Here is a 17,792-nt window from a genome sequence, read left to right as displayed (position 1 = left end):
TGCTGTGAGCAGTCGCCCGTCTTTGTGACGGGATGCTGGAACCTGCCCCGCCAATTGGCGCATACACTCTGCGCTGCCTGACCCGCTCCTGATTCATCCATGCCCTTCAAACTCCCGAGTCGCCACTCGCCTGCGCCCGCCTCACGGCTTGCGTTGCGCGGTGCCGTGCCGAATCGGGGTTGGCTTTTGGCCTGGTTGCTGGTCTGGTCCATCGCACTGGCGCCGTTGCTGGGCCAGATGCACCGTGTGGTGCATGCTGGCGGCCTGGCCTCGGCCACGGCCCATGGCCCGGTCGAGGTGGTGGCCACCTCCTGCGCTGCACCCGTCGACTGGGTGCATGCGCTGTTCTCGGGCCACGGCCCGGCGGACTGCCAACTGCTGGACCAGTTGCACGAAGGCATGGCGGGGCCACCGCCCGCCGTGGCGCTGCCGCCTTTCTGGGGCGAGCAGGCCGAGCCCGCCCAGCCGCCCATCGTGCGCGATGGCCGTGTGCTGGCGGCTTTCTTCGATGCGCGTGGTCCCCCGCATCCCATCACTGCCCGCCTGGCGGCTTGAACCTTGGGCGGCGGCGCTGCATGCGCCCGCCCATTGAAGCTGTTTGCGCGCGCCTTCCTGCATTGCACGCAAGAGGCGCTGTGCCCAGGTTGGACAGATCCTGAATGCATATCCGATCGGATGGCTGCGTGCGCCTGCATGGCGCACCCCGGTTGTCCGTTTCCGACGCCATTTTTTGCAGCGCCCGCATTCCCACGTCCCCGGAGCCGTGGCCGGCCGCTGCCGGGAAGACCAGTGATGAGAGTGACAACAAAGCAATACCACCAGGACGCCAAGGTGCAGGGGGAGAGGATGAAGCTGCGCCCGCTGCTGCAGCAACTGCTGCTGGCGGGCGTGCTCGGCCCCGCGATGGCAGGGCTGGCCATGGCAGCAGAGCCTGCGGAGGCTGGAGTCGCCGCCGCGCCCGGAACTGCCACCGGCGCCCAGGCGGATGCCCCGCGCAGCGACACGCCTGTGCTCAATGAGGTGACGGTCAAGGCCAGCGGCCTGGGCCTGACCTCGGCCGATATGTCCACGCCAGCCACGGTGCTGGAAGGCGATGTGCTGACGCTGCGCCAGGCCGCCACGCTGGGCGAGACGCTGGACGGCGAGCCCGGCATCCACGCCAGCCATTTCGGTGCGGGCGCAAGCCGCCCCATCATCCGCGGCATGGACGGCCCGCGCGTGCAGATCCTCAGCGATGGCTCGGAGCTGCATGACGCCTCCACCATCAGCCCCGACCATGCCGTGGCCAGCGAGCCCATGCTGGCCACGCAGATTGAAGTGCTGCGCGGCCCTTCGGCGCTGATCTACGGCGGCGGCGGCGCCATGGGCGGCGTGGTCAACATCCTGGACGACAAGATCCCCACGTCCATTCCCAAGAACGGCATCACGGGCTCGGCCCAGCTGCGCGGCAGCACGGGCGCGGGCGAGACGGCCGGCGCGTTCTCGCTGACGGGCGGCGCCGGCCAGCTGGCCATCCACGCCGAGGGCATGGCGCGCGATGCCGGCGACTACCGCGTGGGCAGCGGCTGGGCGCCCAACGGCCAGTCGCAGGGGCGCGTGGGCGGCAGCTTCAACCGCACCGATACGGGCAGCCTGGGCCTGTCCTGGATCGGCACGCAAGGCTACCTGGGCCTGGCCTACACGCGCCAGACCGCGCGCTATGGCCTGCCGGGCCACAACCACAGCTTCGAGGGCTGCCACACCCATGGCGACCATCTGCACTGCGGCGGCCATGACCACGGCGACGAGGACGGACATGACCATGGCGACGAAGAACACGATCACGACCATGGCAGCGTGCCGGTGGTCGACCTCAACAGCGAGCGCTGGGATCTGCGCGGCGAATGGCGCAATCCGACGGCAGGCATTGCGGCGTTGCGCGTGCGCGGCGGCTGGACCGACTACCGCCATGACGAGATCGAGGACGGCCAGGTCTCGACCACCTTCAAGAACCGCGCCCATGACCTGCGCGTGGAGGCCGAGCTGGAGCCCATCGCCGGCTGGCGCGGCGTCATCGGCCTGCAGACCGTGCAGCGCAAATTCAGTGCCGAGGGGGAGGAGGCCTATGTGCAGCCCACCGAAACCCGCCGCAACAGCATCTACCTGCTGGAGGAATACCGCTGGCAGGACTGGCGCTGGCAGGCTGCGCTGCGCCATGAGCGCCAGACCGTGGATGCCCAGCAAAGCGGCATCTCGCGCAGCCACAGCGGCACATCGTTCTCGCTGGGCTCGGTGTGGAAGTTCACCCCGGGCTACAGCCTGTCGGCCTCGCTGACGCAGGGCAACCGCCTGCCCACGGCCGAGGAGCTGTACGCCAACGGCCTGCATATGGCGACTTCCACCTACGAGCGCGGCAATGCCGACCTCAAGCGCGAACGCTCGCAGGCGCTGGACATAGGCCTGCGCAAGACCTCGGGGGACACCACGTTCAGCGTCAATGCCTTCCACCATCGCGTCAAGGGCTACATCTACGGAGCCACGCTGGACGAGCATGACGGCCTGCAACTGCTGCAGTACACCCAGGCCGACGCACGCTTCACCGGCGTGGAGGGCCAGGTGCGCCAGAAGCTGTCGCGCCAGTGGGGCGTGACCCTGTTCGGTGACGCCGTGCGTGCGCGGCTGGAAGACGGCTCCGCCTTGCCGCGCATTCCCGCGGCGCGCGTAGGCCTGCGCGTGGACACCTTCTACAAGGGCTGGGATGCCCAGGCCGAGTGGGTGCAGGTGCTGCGCCAGAACCGTGTCACCGCCTACGAGACCGAGACGGACGGCTACGGCATGCTCAACCTCTCGGCCAGCTACACGCTGCGCACCTCGGGTGGCACGCCCTGGCAGTTCTTCATCAAGGGCAACAACCTGACCAACCGCCTGGCCTTCGCCCACACCTCGTTCATCAAGAACGCTGCGCCGCTGATGGGGCGCAATATCACCGTGGGCGTCAAGGTGTCGTTCTAAGGCGGGTTGCCCGCGCTGCGCTCCGGCGCCGTCTGCTACAGGTAATGCTGCAGATGGCGCAGGGCGCGTGTGCTGTCGACGCCTATCCACTGCACCACTTCGGTCTCGGCACGGCCCGCGCGCAACCACTGCACGATGGCCGTGTTGCGCAGCACCTGCGGCCCGACCCGGTGCAGCGGCGCCTTCTGGGCAGAAGCGGGCTGGGCCGCATGGGCACGCTGTATCAGCTGCGAGGCCACATGGAACAGCACGCGCACCGACAGCGGCTGCCCCTCGCGCGAATAAAAGACCGTGGCACCGGGTTGAACGGCCTCCGGCCCGCGCTGGCCGGCGCTGAAGCCTTTCCAGTCCTGCAGCGCCTTCACCACCGTTTCCGACAGATCCAGCGTGCGCTGCTGCGCGGCGCGTGCGCCATCGATATGCAATTGACAGGGAAGGCCATCGCCTGGGATGGCGCATTGCACATCGCGCCAGCACAGGCCGCGCACCTCCTCGGGCGCCAGCGCCAGCTCGTACAGCAGCAGCAAGATGGCGCGGTCGCGCGCCGACTGAAAGCCGTCGGCCACCGGAATGTGGCGGGGCAGGGCATTCCACAGCGGCGCAGGAAGGCAATGGCCCTGGCCGTCTTCGGCAGGGGGGCGCTCCTGCGGCGCCAACCCTGCGGCGGGATTGGCGCTGACCCAGCCGTGGTCCAGCGCATGGTCGTAGATGCGTTCCAGCAGGCGCCAGTAGCGCCTGCGCGTGACCTCGCTGATGCGGCGGCCGGGCTGGTGGCCCGACAACTGGCCTTCGCGCGGGCGCAGGAAATTCTGGACATCCACGGCGGTGGCCTGTTGCCAGGCGCGGGCCTTTGCGTTGACTTTGCCTTTCGGCGTGGTGGGGGAGGGGGTGCTTTCTCTGGCTGGCATGCCCGCATCGCCCAGGCTGCGCAGCCAGGCACGCCATACCTTTTCGTAGCCGCTGTCGGGCGCCGTGTCCAGGGCATCCCAGCCCTTGGCGCCCTCGGTTTCCAGCCAATGCCGGAACAGGGCCAGTCCGTCGGGGACAGTGGACGGCGGCTTGCCGGCAGCGGGTGCCTGGGATGGTGATGAAGTCATGGGCGTCTAGAGCAAAACGAATCAACCAATAGGGATGTTCAATGTAACTTACATGAAGTTGAGTGGCAACCTTGTTATCGACTGATGAATGTCAGTGGCGACAAGTCGCCAGAAAAAGGGGGCTGTTCGGCATGAATCTGAGCCTTGGCACGTCCGTGGAGGCTGGCCGGGCCTTCGAGGCCCGGGACGACGCCTGAACGAGGCAGGGCCGGGTCTGCGGCGCATAATCTGCGCGCGCCGCAAGCCTGCGCAGGCGCAGCTTCCCGGTCCTGCTTCAGTGAACTCTCCCGTCCTTGCCTCCCTCATCCCTGTCATTCTTTGCATAGGCGCGGGCTTTCTTGCCGCCCGGCTGGCCTGGGTGCGTGCCACAGCCATCAAGGATTTGTCCAACCTTGTGTTTCTGGTGCTTACGCCGGCGCTGCTGTTTCGCACCATGGGTGCGGTGCGGGTACAGGAGCTGGACTTTCAGCCCGTGGCCCTGTATTTCCTGGCGACTGCTCTGATCTTCGTGGTGTCCATGGTGCTGGGCGGCTTTTCCACGCGCTCGGCCGCGCGGGGGCTGGCCAATATGTTCAGCAACACCGTCATGATCGGCGTGCCGCTGGTGGGGCTGGTCTACGGGGAGGAAGGGCTTGTCACGTTGTTCACCCTGGTCTCGCTGCATGCGCTGATCCTGCTGACCGCAGCCACCATCGTGTTCGAGCTGGCCGAGGCCCACGAACGCCAGCGCTGCGGCCAAAGCGCACCGCGCCCCATGTGGCGCACGGTGCTGCAGGCCGTGCGCAACGGCATCGTGCATCCTGTGCCGCTGCCCATACTCGCTGGCTTGCTGTTCGCTCAGACTGGGCTGGTGCTGCCCGAAGTGGTGGACCGGTCCCTGCAGGTCCTGGGCCAGGCGCTGGGCCCCATGGCGCTGCTGTTGGTCGGCGTGACCCTGGCCTACACCAGGGTGGGCCAGAACTTGCGAGAGGCTGCTGGCATCGCGCTGGTCAAGAACCTGGTGCATCCGCTGCTGATGCTTGCGCTGGCCTGGGCCTTCGGTCTGGGCGGCCTGCCGGTGGTCGTGATGTTCACGGCGGCTGCATTGCCCGTGGGGGCCAACGTGTTCCTGTTCACGCAGCGCTATGGCGTGATGCAGGAGGAGGTGTCCGCCAGCATCGCGGTGTCCACTGCGCTGGCCTTGCTTACCGTGCCGCTGATGCTGTGGCTGGCCCAGCGCCTGCCGGGCTGATGGGTTTCAGCAGCGCCAGCAATCGAGGGGATCAGGGCGCCAGGCGCTGGCGCAGCCAGGTTCCAGCTTCAAGCTGGTAGCAAAGGCGGTCGTGCAACCGGCTCTTGCGGCCTTGCCAGAATTCCCAGCGCTCGGGCACCAGCCTGAATCCACCCCAATGCGGCGGGCGTGGCGGGTTCAGCAGGAACTGCGCGCCGTACTTGGCCGCATTGGCCACCAGCACGCTGCGCCCGCTGATGACCTGGCTTTGCGGGCTGGCCCAGGCGCCAATGCGAGAGTCCAGCGGACGGCTGTTGAAGTAGGCGTCGCTTTCGGCCTCGCTGACCTTTTCCACCCGACCTTCGATGCGCACCACGCGCTCCAGCTCCACCCAGTGAAACTGCAGCGCGGCAAAGGGGTTGCCCGCCAGTTGCTGGCCCTTGCGGCTGTCGTAGTTCGTGTACCAGACCAGGCCGCGCTCGTCATAGCCCTTGATGAGCACGATGCGTGTGCTGGGCCGCAGGTCGCCGCCCACGGTGGCCAGCGTCATGGCATTGGGCTCGGGCACCTGGGCGCTCAGGGCTTCCTGCAGCCATTGGTCAAACTGCTGCAGCGGATCGGCCAGGGAGGCCGATTCGCTGAGTTCCGCGCGCTCGTAGCTTTTGCGCAGATCGGCGATCGAGGTGGAAATGCTGCTCATGGCCTGCATTGTGCCTGCGCCCGACCTCCCATTTGCTGCGCTAGAGTTGCGCATGCTCAGAGACTTCAAAGGCCGGCCTTGCGTGCTCATCCTCGCCTCGGGCCGTGGCGAGCGTTTCCGCGCGTCGGGCGGCACTATGCACAAGCTCGCTGCGCCGCTGGGCGGCAGCACCGTGCTGGAACACACACTGGCCGCCGTCCGCGCCAGCGGCCTGCCCTGGCATCTGGAAGATGCGGGCCACCCCGGAATGGGCGATTCGCTGTCTGCGGCCGTGCGTGCCACAGCCGATGCGCCAGGCTGGCTGGTCTTGCCGGCCGATCTGCCGCTGGTGAGTCCACAGACCTTGCTGAAAGTGGCCGATGCATTGCATGCGGGGGCCCGAGCCGTCCAGCCTGTCCATCAAGGCGAGCGTGGACATCCCGTGGGTTTCGGCGCCGCATGCGGCGCGGCGCTCATGGCGTTGAGCGGAGAGAAGGGCGGGGCGCCTGTGCTGAAGGCGCTGCGCGAAGCCGGACATGTGGTTCAGGTCGATGTGGACGATGCTGGTGTGCTCACCGACATCGATACGCTGGACGATCTGGCGCGCGCTGTGGTGTTGCTGCAGAACCGGCCTGAAGTGGGCTGAATTCAGGCTTCGCCGTCTGCCGTAGCGGGGCCGCCTTCGGTCGCTGGGTCGGCTTGGCTGCCTTGGCAATAACCGCGCAGTTTGAGCAAGGCCCGATACATCACCTCCCGTTCCTCCTGCGTCAGCGCTAGCAGAGCAGCGGCCTGGTGTTGTCGGGCCACGGGCATCACCTCGTCATGCAACTGCCGGCCCGCAGGCGTGATGGAGCACAGGATCTTCTTGCGTGGAGTGGAGCCTTGCGCCAGCAGGGCCACCAGGCCGCGTTCCTCGAGCAGCCGCAGCGCCCGGCTCACCAGGGCCTTGTCCGAAGTGGATTGCACCACCAGCGCGCTGAACGGCAACTCGCCTGCATGCGCGACAAGGGCCAACAGCCGCCACTCCGAAACCGTCAAGCCCGCCGTATCGGCATAGGGCACGGTGATGGTGCGCCGCAGCGCATTGCCCACCTGGCTCATCAGCGTGGTCAGAAAGGCATCGACGGTCAGGCTGCTGCCTGCCTCGTCAAGGTGGGTCCAGGGATTGCCTGCGGGCGTGCTGGGCACAGGGAGAGGAGAAGGTGGGATGGACATGTTCCCATCAATTGTTTCACAGGCTGCCTGACGTTTGTCTTGTGGAATTTCTTTAGAGAAATCAATAGAGGTCAATCGGTGTTTTCAGTAAGTTGATTCATCAACTTGCCGGAGAAAATCGTCATTGATTCTCTTGAGGATCAATGTTTCATGGGTGAATTTTATGAATTCACCCCATAGCCAGCCCCAGCTGCCATGCCCGTATCTGACCGATGCATGTCCGCGCTTTCAAAGGAGCCAGTGATGACCCCCCATCGTCGGCAAGGCCTGACCATTGCAGCATTGGCTTTTGCCACCGCTGTCTGTGGTCCGGCATTTGCACAGGACTACCCCGCCAGGCCGATCACCGTGGTGGTCGCCTATCCCGCAGGTGGTGACACGGACGCCATGGCGCGCCTGTTCGCCGAAAAGCTCACGGTGCGTCTGCGCCAGCCCGTGGTGGTGGACAACCGGCCCGGGGCGGGCGGCACCGTGGGCAACAACCTGGTTGCGCGGGCCGTGCCCGATGGCTACACGCTGCTGTTCACGCCCAACCCCTTCACCATCGCCCCCATGGTGATGAGGCTCCCTCCTGCCGCGACCTATGACCCCTTGAAAGGTTTCACCCCCGTGGTGCAGACCGCCAGCCAGGCCGTGCTGCTCGTGGCCCATCCCTCCACGGGATTCAAAAGCGTGGCCGACATGGTGGCTGCGGCCAAGGCCGGCAAGACGCTCAGCTACGCCAGTCCCGGCGCAGGCTCGCCCATGCACATAGGTGCCGAGTGGCTGAACCGCGCTGCCGGAGTGAGCATTCAGCATGTGCCCTATCGCGGCGTGGCACCGGCCGTCAACGATGTGGCAGCGGGCCATGTAGGACTGGCCTACGTCACGCTGGGGCCGGTGGCCCAGTACATCCAGGCGGGCAAGCTGCGCGCGCTGGCCGTGACCGACCCGAAGCGTTCGCCCCTGCTGCCCGATGTGCCTTCGCTGGCGGAACTGGGCTACAGGGACATCGCCGCGGGTGCCTGGAATGGCTTCTTCGCGCCCAAGGGCACGCCGGCCGCCGTGGTGCAGACCTTGAACACCCATCTCAACGAGATCCTCAGGATGCCGGAGGTGGCGGCAAAGATGGCCACCTTCGGTGCCGCGCCCGTGGGCGGGTCGCCGCAGGTGCTGGCCGATGTCAACGCTGCCGACTACGAGCGCCTGGGCAAGGTGATCCGCGAACTCGGCATCACCGCTGAATGACATGAATACCTCGAATTCCACGCTGGGCCGCGAGACGGCCCAGGTCACGGCGCTGTCCAAGGTACTAGGTCGTGCCCAGTACGCGGGCGACCTCAAGCTGCCGGGCATGCTGCATGCCAAGCTGTTGCGCAGCCCCTATCCGCATGCGCGCATCGTGCGCATCGACATTGCTGCAGCGCGTGCGCTGCCCGGTGTGAAAGCCGTGCTGACCGGGGCAGATGCACCGCGCACGCCCTGGGGCGTGAGCCACAAGGAGCGGCGTATCCTGGCCGACGGCCTGGTGCGCTTTGCGGGGGAAGAGGTGGCAGCCGTGGCTGCCGCCACAGAAGAGATCGCCCGCGATGCGCTGGACCTGATCGAGGTCGAGTACGAAGAACTGCCCGCCATCCTGTCGCCCGAGGAAGCCCTGGATGAAGAAGCGCCCGGCGTTCATCCGGGCCGGGGCAACATCGCCCACGAGATCCGCTTCGAGCGCGGCGATGCCGATGCCGGATTCGCCGCAGCTGATCTGGTTCATGAAGCCACGTACACCACGCATGCGCAGTACCCGGGCTACCTGGAACCCATGGCAACCCTGGCCTCCATCGACGCCGATGGCCGCCTGTTGGTACAGACCTCCACGCAGTCGGTTTTCCTGGCGCGTGCCCGGCTGGCGGCGGCGCTGGAGCTGCCGGTGTCCGCCATCCGCGTGGTGCAGGCCACCACGGGCGGCGGCTTTGGCGGCAAGATCGTCGAGGACGACAACCAGCTCGTGGCGGGCCTGCTGGCCCTGCGCACCGGGCGGCCCGTGCGCCTGGTCAACAACCGGCTGGAGGACTTCCTGGCCTGCTGCTCCAGCGTCCCCGAGCGCATCACGCTCAAGCTGGGCATGGCGCGTGATGGCCGCATCCTCGCCAAGCAGGTGCACATCGTTGCCGAGTGCGGTGCCTATGCGGGTCTGTCGGCCGAGGTCATGCACGTCAGTGCCATGCGCAGCGACAACATGCACAGGCAGGGCAACGTCCGATCGCACGCCACCCTGGTCTATACCAACAACCCGCCGCACGGCGCGTTCCGCGGCTTTGGCGGTACGCAGATGCTGTTCGCGCTCAACAGCCACATCCACATCATGGCCGAGCAGCTGGGGCTGGATCCGGCCGAAGTCCACAAGCTCAATGCAGTGCAAGCCGGCGACGTGACAGTGCATGGCTGGAAGATCGGCAGCGCCGGCCTCAAGGAGTGCATAGACCAGGCCACCGATGCCATCGACTGGCGCGGCAAGCGCGCCCGCCCCCGCCAGGCCCTTGGCGCCCGCCGCAGGGGCGTGGGCATGGCCGCGGCCATGCATGTCAGCGGCAACCGCACCATGGGCAACTGGGACGGCTCCACCGTGGTGGTGCGCATCCATGAGGATGGCCAGGTGCTTGTGCTCAGTGGCGAGTGCGACATGGGCCAGGGCGCGGCCACCATGCTCAGCCAGATCGTCGCCCATGAACTCACGCTGCCGTTGTCGCAGGTCCGCGTGGCCGCACCCGACACGGACAGCACGCCCTTCGCCATAGGCTCGCTGGCCTCGCGCGTGACCATGGCTGCAGGCAATGCCGCCATAGGTGCCGCGCAGGCGGTCCGCAGCAAGCTGCTGGCCCTGGCCGCCGTCGTGCTGGAGGCGCAGGTCGACGACCTGGAGCTGGCCGATGGTCAGGTGCGCGTGCGCGGCACCGACCGTGCGGCAGGCATGGCCGAGCTCGCACGCCAGCACATCTGGCGCCATGGCGGCGAGGGCATACAGGTCAGCCACACCTGGGATGCCCAGACGCAGATGCACGACGCCCAGCTGCACGGCAACATCGCGCCGGCCTATTCCTTCGCGGCCCAGGCAGTGGAGGTCGAGGTCGATACGGAAACCGGCCAGGTCCTGGTGCTTGACAGCTATGTGGCCGACGACTGCGGCAAGGCGCTGAACCCCGTCGCCATCCATGGGCAGACCAACGGGGCCACCGTCCAGGCCATGGGCTGGGCCCTTTACGAGCAACTGCACCTGGAAGGCGGGCGCCTGGACAACGGCAACTTCGCCGACTACACCATGCCAACGGCCGACGCCGTGCCCTTGCTGCGCGGCGGCTTTGTCGAGTCCAACGACCCCAACGGCCCCTATGGCGCCAAAGGGGCCAGCGAAACCGCCATCCTGCCGGGAGCGCCTGCCATCGCCAACGCCGTGTACGACGCCATCGGCGTGCGCATATGCGATCTGCCGATCACGCCCGAAAAAATCCTGGCGGCGCTGCGCGCACGCGCCGAGGAGGGCCGTCATGCATGACTTCGACTTCCTGGAGCCCACCTCGGTGGCGGAGGCCAGCCGGTTGCTGGCCGAACTGGGCGAGGACTGCCGCGTGATCGCCGGCGGCACGGCCTTGATGCTGGGCATGCGCCAGCGCATGCTCGCGCCCACGCACCTGGTCTCGCTGGCTGGCATCGATGCGTTGCGCGGCCTGGACTTCGACCCGGTGCGTGGCCTGCGTATCGGCGCCCTGGTGCGCCATGCCGAACTGGCGGCCTCGCCGCTGGTGTCGCATCACTATCCTGTCCTGGCCGGCATGGCGCAGCGCATGGCCAACCCGCAGGTGCGCAATCAGGGCACGGTGGGTGGCAATCTCTGCTATGCCGACCCCTCCACCGACCCGCCCGGCTGCCTGATGGCATTGGGCGCCCAGATCGTGCTGGCCAGCGCAAGAGGCGAGCGCCTGTTGGACATCGAGGACTTCCTGGTCGACTACTACGCCACGGCGCTGGAAGGCGACGAGATCGTCAGCGAGATCCGCGTGCCGCCCATGGGGCAAGGAGACGACCGGCGCAGCGGTGTGTACACGCGCTTTCTGCGCACAGCGGCCGAACACCGGCCGCTGGCCAGCGTGGCCCTGGTGGCGCACACCGCCGGGGGCATCTGCCGCGACGCGCGTCTCGTCGTGGGCGCCTCTACGCCCATACCCGTGCGCCAGCGGCGCGCCGAGGGCTTTCTTGAAGGCCGTGCCCTCACCTGGGCCTTGGCGGCCGAGGCGGGTGACATCGTCGCGGCCGACATCACACCGGTTTCGGACCTGCGCGGCTCGGCGGATTTCCGCCGAGAAATGGTGCGCGTCAACGTGCGGCGCACCGTGGCCGAACTGTTTGGCCTGGACCTGGCACTGGAACAAGGAGAGCTGGCATGAGCCGACATCGCATCGAATGCACCGTCAACGGCGAGCCCTGCAGCGTGGACGTGCCTGCGCGCCGGCTGCTGTCGGATTTTCTGCGTGATGACCTGCACCTGACGGGCACCAAGCGCGGCTGCGAGACGGGCGTGTGCGGCGCCTGCTCGGTGCTGCTGGATGGCGAAGTGGTGAAGTCCTGCCTGCTGCTGGCCGTGCAGGTCCAGGGCCGCGCGCTCACCACCATCGAAGGCCTGGCCGACCGTATTGCTGGGGGTGCGGGCGCAGACCCGTCACAACGGCTGCACCCGCTGCAGCAAAGCTTCATGCAATGCGGCGGCCTGCAGTGCGGCTACTGCACACCGGGCTTCATCATGGCCGCCTGCGATCTGCTGGGGCGCAACCCCCTTCCCGGCACGGACGAAGTTCGCCATGGCCTCAACGGCAACCTGTGCCGTTGCACGGGCTACACCCAGATCGTGGAATCGGTCCTTGTGGCCGCGGAGAAAATGCATGGAAATTGAGAAAACCCTGACTGTTTCGGCCTCGCGAGAGCGGGTATGGGCCTTGTTGCTCGATCCCCAGGTCATGGGAGGTGCCGTGCCGGGCATGCAGTCCATCGAAGTGGTCAGCCCCACCGAATACGTGGCGGTGATGCACCAGAAGATCTCCTTCATCAGCGCCAGGTTCAAGCTGCGCACACGCATCGTCGAGCAACGCGCTCCCGAGTATCTGCGCGTGGAAGGAACGGGAGAAGACACCTCGGTGGCCAGCTCGCTCAAGCAGCGCAGTGAAATCTTCCTGAGCGCCACGCCGGATGGAGGCACCGAACTGCGCATCAAGATCGACGTGGACCTGCTGGGCCGTCTGGGCGCCTTCGGCCTGAGCGTGATGAAGACCAAGGCCGACCGAATATGGGAGGAGTTCGGTAACAATCTGGCCGCGCGGCTCGAAGGCGGGGGAGGGGAGCCCGCTGCGGGCAAGGCGACCATGCAGGCGCCTGCACCTGTCGCGCCCGCGCCGGCCTCCGAGCCAGCCGGGGAAACGGTGGTGCAAGCCCGGAATTCGCCAGCACCAGCGCCAGCTTCGGAGCTCTCCTCCACGGCCCAAGACCTGCGGGGCCGTGGCTGGTGGGGACGGCTAATCGGCAGCTTGAGCGGTGAGGGCAGCGCGGGCGCTGCCGACACCATTCATGTCGAGCTGCGCCGTGGCGATACCACGGTCAGCGTCCAATGGCCGGGCGCGCGCGCCGAGCAGTGCGCGGCGTGGCTGCGCGACTGCCTGCGCTGAACGCAGACCCGGCCGAGCACATCATCCGCGCGTGATCACCGCACAGGCCAGGCGCGCCCCCGAATTGCCGGTGGGCTGCGTGGTGTAGTCGTCAGGGTCCTTGTGCACGATCAGGCCGCGGCCCACCACGCTGTTGGGACTCTGATCCAGTGCCAGGCCGCGCGAAACGAAATCTATGCTGGCCATGCCTTGCGCGTCTGACCGCAGACTGGGCAGATCCCCTGCGTGGTGGACAGCGGAATCGAAGCGGCCATGGGCGTGGCCTGTGGGGTTGAAATGGCCGCCCGCGCTCAGGCCATCAGGGCTGGAGCAATCGCCTTTCTCATGGACATGAAAGCCATGCTCGCTGTTGGGCGCCAGCCCCTGAACCGAGCCCTGAACGCGCACGCTCCCATCGGCCTGGGCAGTGAACTGCAGGCTGCCGCTGACCTTGCTGCCTTGCGTGGGCTGCAGCTGGGCCATGGCCACGTTGCGGGCGGCAGGGGCTGCGGTGACGGCTGCCGGGGTGGACGCCGCGGCTGCGGCAGGAGGCTTGGCCTGGCTGCCGCAGGCCCCAAGGGCCAGCACCATGCCGGTTGCCATCAGCAGCTTCACGGCGGTGGACGGGGTGGATGGGGAAGCGTTCAAACGCATGGTGGCAATCTCCTGGTTGATATCCGTGCTGGAAAAGTTGTGAGGCGCATTGCGCGCAGCCGCCATCTTGCAGCGTGCAATACGGTGGATATGTCGGAGAGGGCAGCGTTGTGCGCCTGCGCGCATCAGCGTATCAATCGCATCAAAGCGTCAGCGCGCGGCTTGCGCACCCGCTTCAGGCTGGCCCGCGTAGCTGAGCAGGCGCTGCAAGGCACGGTCCCGGATGCCGAGGCGCTTGAGCTCATCGAAGGTTGCGCGCGCATAGTCATGCGTGCTGCCATAGATGCCCTTGGCCTCGCTGAAGATGCGGCGATAGTCTTCGGGCGCCAGCTCGCCCGTGTGATTGGGGCTTTGACGGGACAGCGTGAACGCCAGCGCCTGCACCGTGCCCTGGCCGGTGCGGCAGGGCAGCCAGCGGGGGTCATAGACGGCATTGGCCATCTCGCGCTGCCACAGCTTTCTCATGACGTCATGGCCGTGGTGCCGGGGAATGCGGAACACCATGCCCTGGCAACTGCCGCCGGACAGCATGCCAAAGACCAATCCAGGATTCTGGGGCGTGCCGCGGTTGATGGTGCTCCACATCTTCAATGCCCGGTGCCAGCCAAAGACACGGGCCGTGCGGCGTTCGCAGAAATCGAAATCCGGCCGCCAGATCAGCGAGCCGTAGCCAAAGATCCAGAGGTCGTCGCTTCCGCCCCATCGGTGCAGCGCCTCGTCCAGCATGGGCTGGGACTCTCGGCGGGCAAATGAGAATTCTGGCAGGGCGGACATGGGCGCTGTGGCGTGAAGGAACAATGACGTTTTAACGCCTGTCGGCCCAAACGGTGCACAAGCGCCTGCGTTGCCCTTGCACGGCCGGCCTTTTGTCTCTGCGGCGCCACAGTTCGTGCCGGGTGGTATCACGGGGCTTGGGCGGTGCGCAGGGCCGTTGGCGGCGGCCCTCTACAATCGGCCGGTTTTTCGCAGTCTTTCTGGTTTCCTTCAACAGTTCATTCACGGAGAGTGCTTCATGTCCTTCAGTCAATCCGACGACGACAGCCAACAACGTTTTGCCCTGGGCTTTTTGTTTGCGCTGATTGCGCTCGTCGTCTCCACGGTCGTGGGTGTCGTGGTCTACCAGCGCGGCATTGCGCATGGTCCTGCAAAGACGACAACCGGCGCCACACCTGTGCCGGCGATGACGCCTGTGGTCCTGGAGGAAGACGTGGCGCGTGTCGTTGTCGAAAACGGCGTGGTCAAGTTCTACTTCGCATCGGCCAAGGCCGAGCTGGCGGCTGGCGCCAATGAAGCGCTGGCCGATGTGGTGGCTGGTGTGCAGGGCGGCAAGCGCGCCGTGATCTCTGGATACCACGACGCCACCGGCAGCGCCGAACTCAACGCCGAACTGGCCAAGAAGCGCGCCCTGGCAGTCCAGGCTGCCCTGTCGGCACTGGGCGTGGCCGAGGAAAAGGTCGAACTCAAGAAGCCCGAACAACTGCAGGCCGATGGCAGCAATGCCCAGGCCCGCCGGGTGGAAGTGATCCTGGTGGATTGAACCGGATCAGCAGTGCGGCTGGCAGCAGCCGCAGCTAAAAACAAAGGCCCGGAGCGATGAACGCTCCGGGCCTTTGTTTTTGGGGCTGCGTGGATCAGGAATTGCGCAGGGGATCGAACTTCTCGCCGCCAGCTGGCTGCACGCCGGCATGGGCGCGTGAGTTCTCCTGTATGAGTTCTATCTTGTAGCCGTCCGGATCCGTCACAAAGGCAATCACCGTGGTGCCGCCCTTGACGGGGCCGGCCTCGCGCGTCACGTTGCCGCCGGACGCCTTGATCTTCTCGCAGGCGGCATAGGCATCAGGCACGCCAATGGCGATATGGCCGTAGGCCGTGCCCATGTCGTAGGACTCCGTACCCCAGTTGTAGGTCAGCTCGATCTCGGCCTGGCCAGGGTTGCCGCCCTCGAAGCCCAGGAAGGCCAGCGAGTACTTGTACTCGGGGTTCTCTGAGGTTCGCAGCAGCTGCATGCCAAGAACCTGTGTGTAGAAATCGATGGAACGCTGGAAATTGCCAACGCGCAGCATGGTGTGAAGGATTCGCATCCACGGATTGTGCCGGGATTTGGCGGTCTCTTCACGCGCTCGGCCATGGGGTGAGGTCGCTTCAGCCCCACCGCGGCATCGGTCGCGGGCTCCTGCACGGGCGCGTGCATCTCATCCACAGACTCCCGCGTGGTCCGGATGCTTGGCCTGCAACGCATTCAACCACCGATTCAACTATCTGTTGAATTCTAGGAGTACTCCCTAGGACTGACGCCCGAATTCGCAGCAATTGGGTCAAAAAATCAGACAAATCTTAGATTTTGAAGTGGAAAAATCAGATTAATCCAATTAAATCCTAGTGCGCCACTGCCTAGAATAGGAATGTTCTTCTTGCTAATTTTTTGAGTCATGAAAAATTTCGTCTTGCGGATACTGATTGCCGATGACCATCCGGCAGTTCTGGCAGGCATAGAAAGTGTTTTGGAGGAAAAAAATGAGATAGAGATTGTGGGTCGAGCGAAAAACTCCACGGAAATCATCAATTTTCTCAGGCAGAACGAATGCGATGTGCTGGTGACTGATTATTCAATGCCCGGCGGAACCTATGGTGACGGCCTGGTCATGCTGAATGTCATCCGGCGACGATTTCCCGGCGTCAAGATCGTGATGCTGACCATGATTGAGAATATTGGGATCATCAAGTCGCTTGCCAATCAGGGGATCTACAGGATAGTCCATAAAACAGATTCTTTGGGGAGCCTGGTGCCGGCGATCTATGCGGCATACACAGATGGTCAATTCATTTCGCCGAGCGCAAGCAAACTGCTTGGCGGCGAATGGCTCGGGGCGGTACGAACATCGATAGAACTGTCAAAGCGTGAAGAGGAAGTTCTGCTCCTTTTCATTTCTGGAATGACAGTGTCTGAAATAGCGAAAAAACTCTATCGCAGCATCAAGACGGTCAGTACGCACAAGGTGGCGGTCATGAATAAACTGGGCATCCGCAAGGACATTGACCTCATTCGCTATGGAATAGAGATGGGATGGATTGATGCCAGAAAATAGTCCCGGTCATGGCAAAATAATGCTCGTTGCCACAAACGATCCGATGGCCCCATATTGGATACAGCAATGTTGCAAACAGCAAGGAATTTTTCACGGCATTCAATGGATCAGCAATACGGATGAGCTTCTGGCGGAACTGAAGAAATTCAATGCGGATGCGGCCTTTGTGGATATGGATTTCATCGGCGAAAAGCTGATGAGGTTCCTCAATGATCTGGCAGTGTGTGAAGTGGATGTCCCCATCATCCTTGTCAGCAGCTGCGAACCAAGAATATTCCATGCGGTCGCTGACTATGCCCGGAGCCTGGCACTCAACATCGTCTGTGCAATATCTCGCTCCAGAATGGCAAGAGAGGTGCCGGTCAACGGGGATTTCCTGCTGCGTATCCTGGGGCGGACCAAGACGGAGGGTCAGCCCAGGACGATCTTGCCGATCCCGAGAGCAAGGTTGATGAACGCTTTGCACAGCGGCGAAATCGTTGCCCATTTTCAACCCTTGCATCATGCAGGCTCGGGCAGGATCATCGGGGCGGAAGCCTTGGCCCGGTGGCCTATTTCGGCCACGGAACTGTTGCCACCTGCTGCGTTCATGAAGGCTATCGGAGACCATGGATTGATGCATGAGCTCACTCTCCAAATGCTCCTGCAGTCCATCTCTTTCATCAAATCGGCAGCACCTTCAGGGCAGTTCATCTGCAGCATCAATGTATCCGCCTCCCTGGCGGCATCCTGGGAGTGGATGGATTCGGCATTGCGCGTAATCAGGGATGCAGGGGTCTCCCCTGAAAATATCGGTTTTGAGGTGACGGAAGATGGGGCGGATGATCTCGACAAGTCCCTGGGCGGTGTCATTGCGAATTTACGAATGAGCGGCTTTCAGTGCGCAATGGATGACTTTGGAGTGGGCGGCTCAACCCTAGGGCGCCTGCTTAGCGTTCCTTTCAACCAGATCAAGATTGACAAGGCTTTGCTGCATGCTGCAAGAAACCAGGCCCATGCAAAGAGAGTGCTGAGCAAAGCGGTGTCGCTTGCGAAAGATGTTCGGGCACAGGTGGTTGTTGAGGGAGTGGAGGACGTTGATGATCTGGGAATGATCAGGAGGATGGATGCTGATGTCGCCCAGGGATTCTTGTATTCCAGAGCACTTTCCTGCAAAGATTTTATCGACTACATGAGGCGATCATTGGCCTGAGCAATGGC

At 64.8% G+C, this 17,792-nt stretch carries 18 protein-coding genes; 12 read left to right on the top strand and 6 right to left on the bottom strand.

Annotated elements, in window-relative coordinates; translation table 11 throughout:
- Window positions 1-186 precede the first annotated feature (186 nt).
- Window positions 187-555, top strand: a complete 369-nt coding sequence (locus ACF8NF_RS10065) for a hypothetical protein (RefSeq protein WP_223275282.1) — start codon at window positions 187-189, stop codon at window positions 553-555.
- Between the two features lie 237 nt (window positions 556-792).
- Complete coding sequence (locus ACF8NF_RS10060; RefSeq protein ID WP_016451719.1) at window positions 793-2,991, top strand: TonB-dependent receptor domain-containing protein; 2,199 nt, start codon at window positions 793-795, stop codon at window positions 2,989-2,991.
- Between the two features lie 35 nt (window positions 2,992-3,026).
- Here ACF8NF_RS10060 and ACF8NF_RS10055 read toward each other — a convergent pair whose 3' ends face one another.
- The gene (locus tag ACF8NF_RS10055; RefSeq protein WP_392450541.1) at window positions 3,027-4,088 is read right to left on the bottom strand and encodes a site-specific integrase; all 1,062 of its coding nucleotides are present in this window, start codon (window positions 4,086-4,088) and stop codon (window positions 3,027-3,029) included.
- A gap of 277 nt (window positions 4,089-4,365) precedes the next feature.
- Here ACF8NF_RS10055 and ACF8NF_RS10050 point away from each other — a divergent pair, with 277 nt between their 5' ends.
- Window positions 4,366-5,319 carry an AEC family transporter gene (locus tag ACF8NF_RS10050; protein ID WP_250438882.1) on the top strand — a complete coding sequence of 318 codons (954 nt, stop codon included), beginning with the start codon at window positions 4,366-4,368 and terminating at the stop codon, window positions 5,317-5,319.
- 31 nt (window positions 5,320-5,350) lie between these two features.
- On the opposite strand, the gene pdxH is transcribed toward ACF8NF_RS10050, so the two are convergent.
- The gene (pdxH, locus tag ACF8NF_RS10045) at window positions 5,351-5,998 is read right to left on the bottom strand and encodes a pyridoxamine 5'-phosphate oxidase (RefSeq protein ID WP_017405177.1); all 648 of its coding nucleotides are present in this window, start codon (window positions 5,996-5,998) and stop codon (window positions 5,351-5,353) included.
- A 52-nt stretch (window positions 5,999-6,050) separates the two neighbouring features.
- On the opposite strand from pdxH, the gene ACF8NF_RS10040 reads away from it, so the two are divergent.
- The gene (locus tag ACF8NF_RS10040) at window positions 6,051-6,623 is read left to right on the top strand and encodes an NTP transferase domain-containing protein (RefSeq protein WP_267178619.1); all 573 of its coding nucleotides are present in this window, start codon (window positions 6,051-6,053) and stop codon (window positions 6,621-6,623) included.
- A gap of 2 nt (window positions 6,624-6,625) precedes the next feature.
- Here the strand turns inward: ACF8NF_RS10040 and ACF8NF_RS10035 are convergent, their stop codons facing one another.
- A complete protein-coding gene (locus ACF8NF_RS10035; RefSeq protein ID WP_013802266.1) occupies window positions 6,626-7,192 on the bottom strand; it encodes a MarR family winged helix-turn-helix transcriptional regulator in 567 nt (188 codons plus the stop codon).
- Window positions 7,193-7,435: 243 nt separating this feature from the next.
- Between ACF8NF_RS10035 and ACF8NF_RS10030 the strand changes: the two genes are divergently transcribed.
- Genes ACF8NF_RS10030 through ACF8NF_RS10010 form a run of 5 tightly spaced genes read left to right on the top strand, consistent with a single transcriptional unit; the run spans window position 7,436 to window position 12,873 of the window.
- Window positions 7,436-8,419 carry a Bug family tripartite tricarboxylate transporter substrate binding protein gene (locus tag ACF8NF_RS10030; protein ID WP_392444366.1) on the top strand — a complete coding sequence of 328 codons (984 nt, stop codon included), beginning with the start codon at window positions 7,436-7,438 and terminating at the stop codon, window positions 8,417-8,419.
- A 1-nt stretch (window position 8,420) separates the two neighbouring features.
- On the top strand, window positions 8,421-10,715 hold the full coding sequence (locus ACF8NF_RS10025; RefSeq protein WP_392450540.1) for a xanthine dehydrogenase family protein molybdopterin-binding subunit: 2,295 nt from the start codon (window positions 8,421-8,423) through the stop codon (window positions 10,713-10,715).
- Window positions 10,708-11,604 carry a xanthine dehydrogenase family protein subunit M gene (locus tag ACF8NF_RS10020; RefSeq protein ID WP_016447072.1) on the top strand — a complete coding sequence of 299 codons (897 nt, stop codon included), beginning with the start codon at window positions 10,708-10,710 and terminating at the stop codon, window positions 11,602-11,604. The genes ACF8NF_RS10025 and ACF8NF_RS10020 overlap by 8 nt, the downstream gene beginning before the upstream one ends.
- Window positions 11,601-12,107, top strand: a complete 507-nt coding sequence (locus tag ACF8NF_RS10015) for a (2Fe-2S)-binding protein (RefSeq protein WP_252652093.1) — start codon at window positions 11,601-11,603, stop codon at window positions 12,105-12,107. Before ACF8NF_RS10020 ends, ACF8NF_RS10015 begins: the two co-directional genes overlap by 4 nt.
- On the top strand, window positions 12,097-12,873 hold the full coding sequence (locus ACF8NF_RS10010; protein WP_151019512.1) for a CoxG family protein: 777 nt from the start codon (window positions 12,097-12,099) through the stop codon (window positions 12,871-12,873). Before ACF8NF_RS10015 ends, ACF8NF_RS10010 begins: the two co-directional genes overlap by 11 nt.
- Window positions 12,874-12,894: 21 nt before the next feature.
- On the opposite strand, the gene ACF8NF_RS10005 is transcribed toward ACF8NF_RS10010, so the two are convergent.
- Window positions 12,895-13,506 carry a superoxide dismutase family protein gene (locus ACF8NF_RS10005; protein WP_046985507.1) on the bottom strand — a complete coding sequence of 204 codons (612 nt, stop codon included), beginning with the start codon at window positions 13,504-13,506 and terminating at the stop codon, window positions 12,895-12,897.
- A 150-nt stretch (window positions 13,507-13,656) separates the two neighbouring features.
- Window positions 13,657-14,280 carry a gamma-glutamylcyclotransferase gene (locus ACF8NF_RS10000; protein ID WP_047473238.1) on the bottom strand — a complete coding sequence of 208 codons (624 nt, stop codon included), beginning with the start codon at window positions 14,278-14,280 and terminating at the stop codon, window positions 13,657-13,659.
- 238 nt (window positions 14,281-14,518) lie between these two features.
- On the opposite strand from ACF8NF_RS10000, the gene ACF8NF_RS09995 reads away from it, so the two are divergent.
- Window positions 14,519-15,043: an OmpA family protein gene (locus tag ACF8NF_RS09995; protein WP_392450539.1), complete on the top strand. Its 525-nt coding sequence runs from the start codon at window positions 14,519-14,521 to the stop codon at window positions 15,041-15,043.
- 94 nt (window positions 15,044-15,137) lie between these two features.
- On the opposite strand, the gene gloA is transcribed toward ACF8NF_RS09995, so the two are convergent.
- The gene (gloA, locus tag ACF8NF_RS09990; protein WP_026062330.1) at window positions 15,138-15,587 is read right to left on the bottom strand and encodes a lactoylglutathione lyase; all 450 of its coding nucleotides are present in this window, start codon (window positions 15,585-15,587) and stop codon (window positions 15,138-15,140) included.
- Between the two features lie 348 nt (window positions 15,588-15,935).
- On the opposite strand from gloA, the gene ACF8NF_RS09985 reads away from it, so the two are divergent.
- Window positions 15,936-16,592: a response regulator transcription factor gene (locus ACF8NF_RS09985; protein ID WP_016447065.1), complete on the top strand. Its 657-nt coding sequence runs from the start codon at window positions 15,936-15,938 to the stop codon at window positions 16,590-16,592.
- A 19-nt stretch (window positions 16,593-16,611) separates the two neighbouring features.
- A complete protein-coding gene (locus tag ACF8NF_RS09980) occupies window positions 16,612-17,784 on the top strand; it encodes an EAL domain-containing protein (RefSeq protein ID WP_203400940.1) in 1,173 nt (390 codons plus the stop codon).
- Window positions 17,785-17,792 lie beyond the last annotated feature (8 nt).

It is taken from the genome of Delftia sp. WSY_22, assembly GCF_043104185.1.
GTDB lineage: Bacteria > Pseudomonadota > Gammaproteobacteria > Burkholderiales > Burkholderiaceae_C > Comamonas > Comamonas tsuruhatensis.
This window is presented reverse-complemented; position numbering and strand designations above follow the sequence as displayed.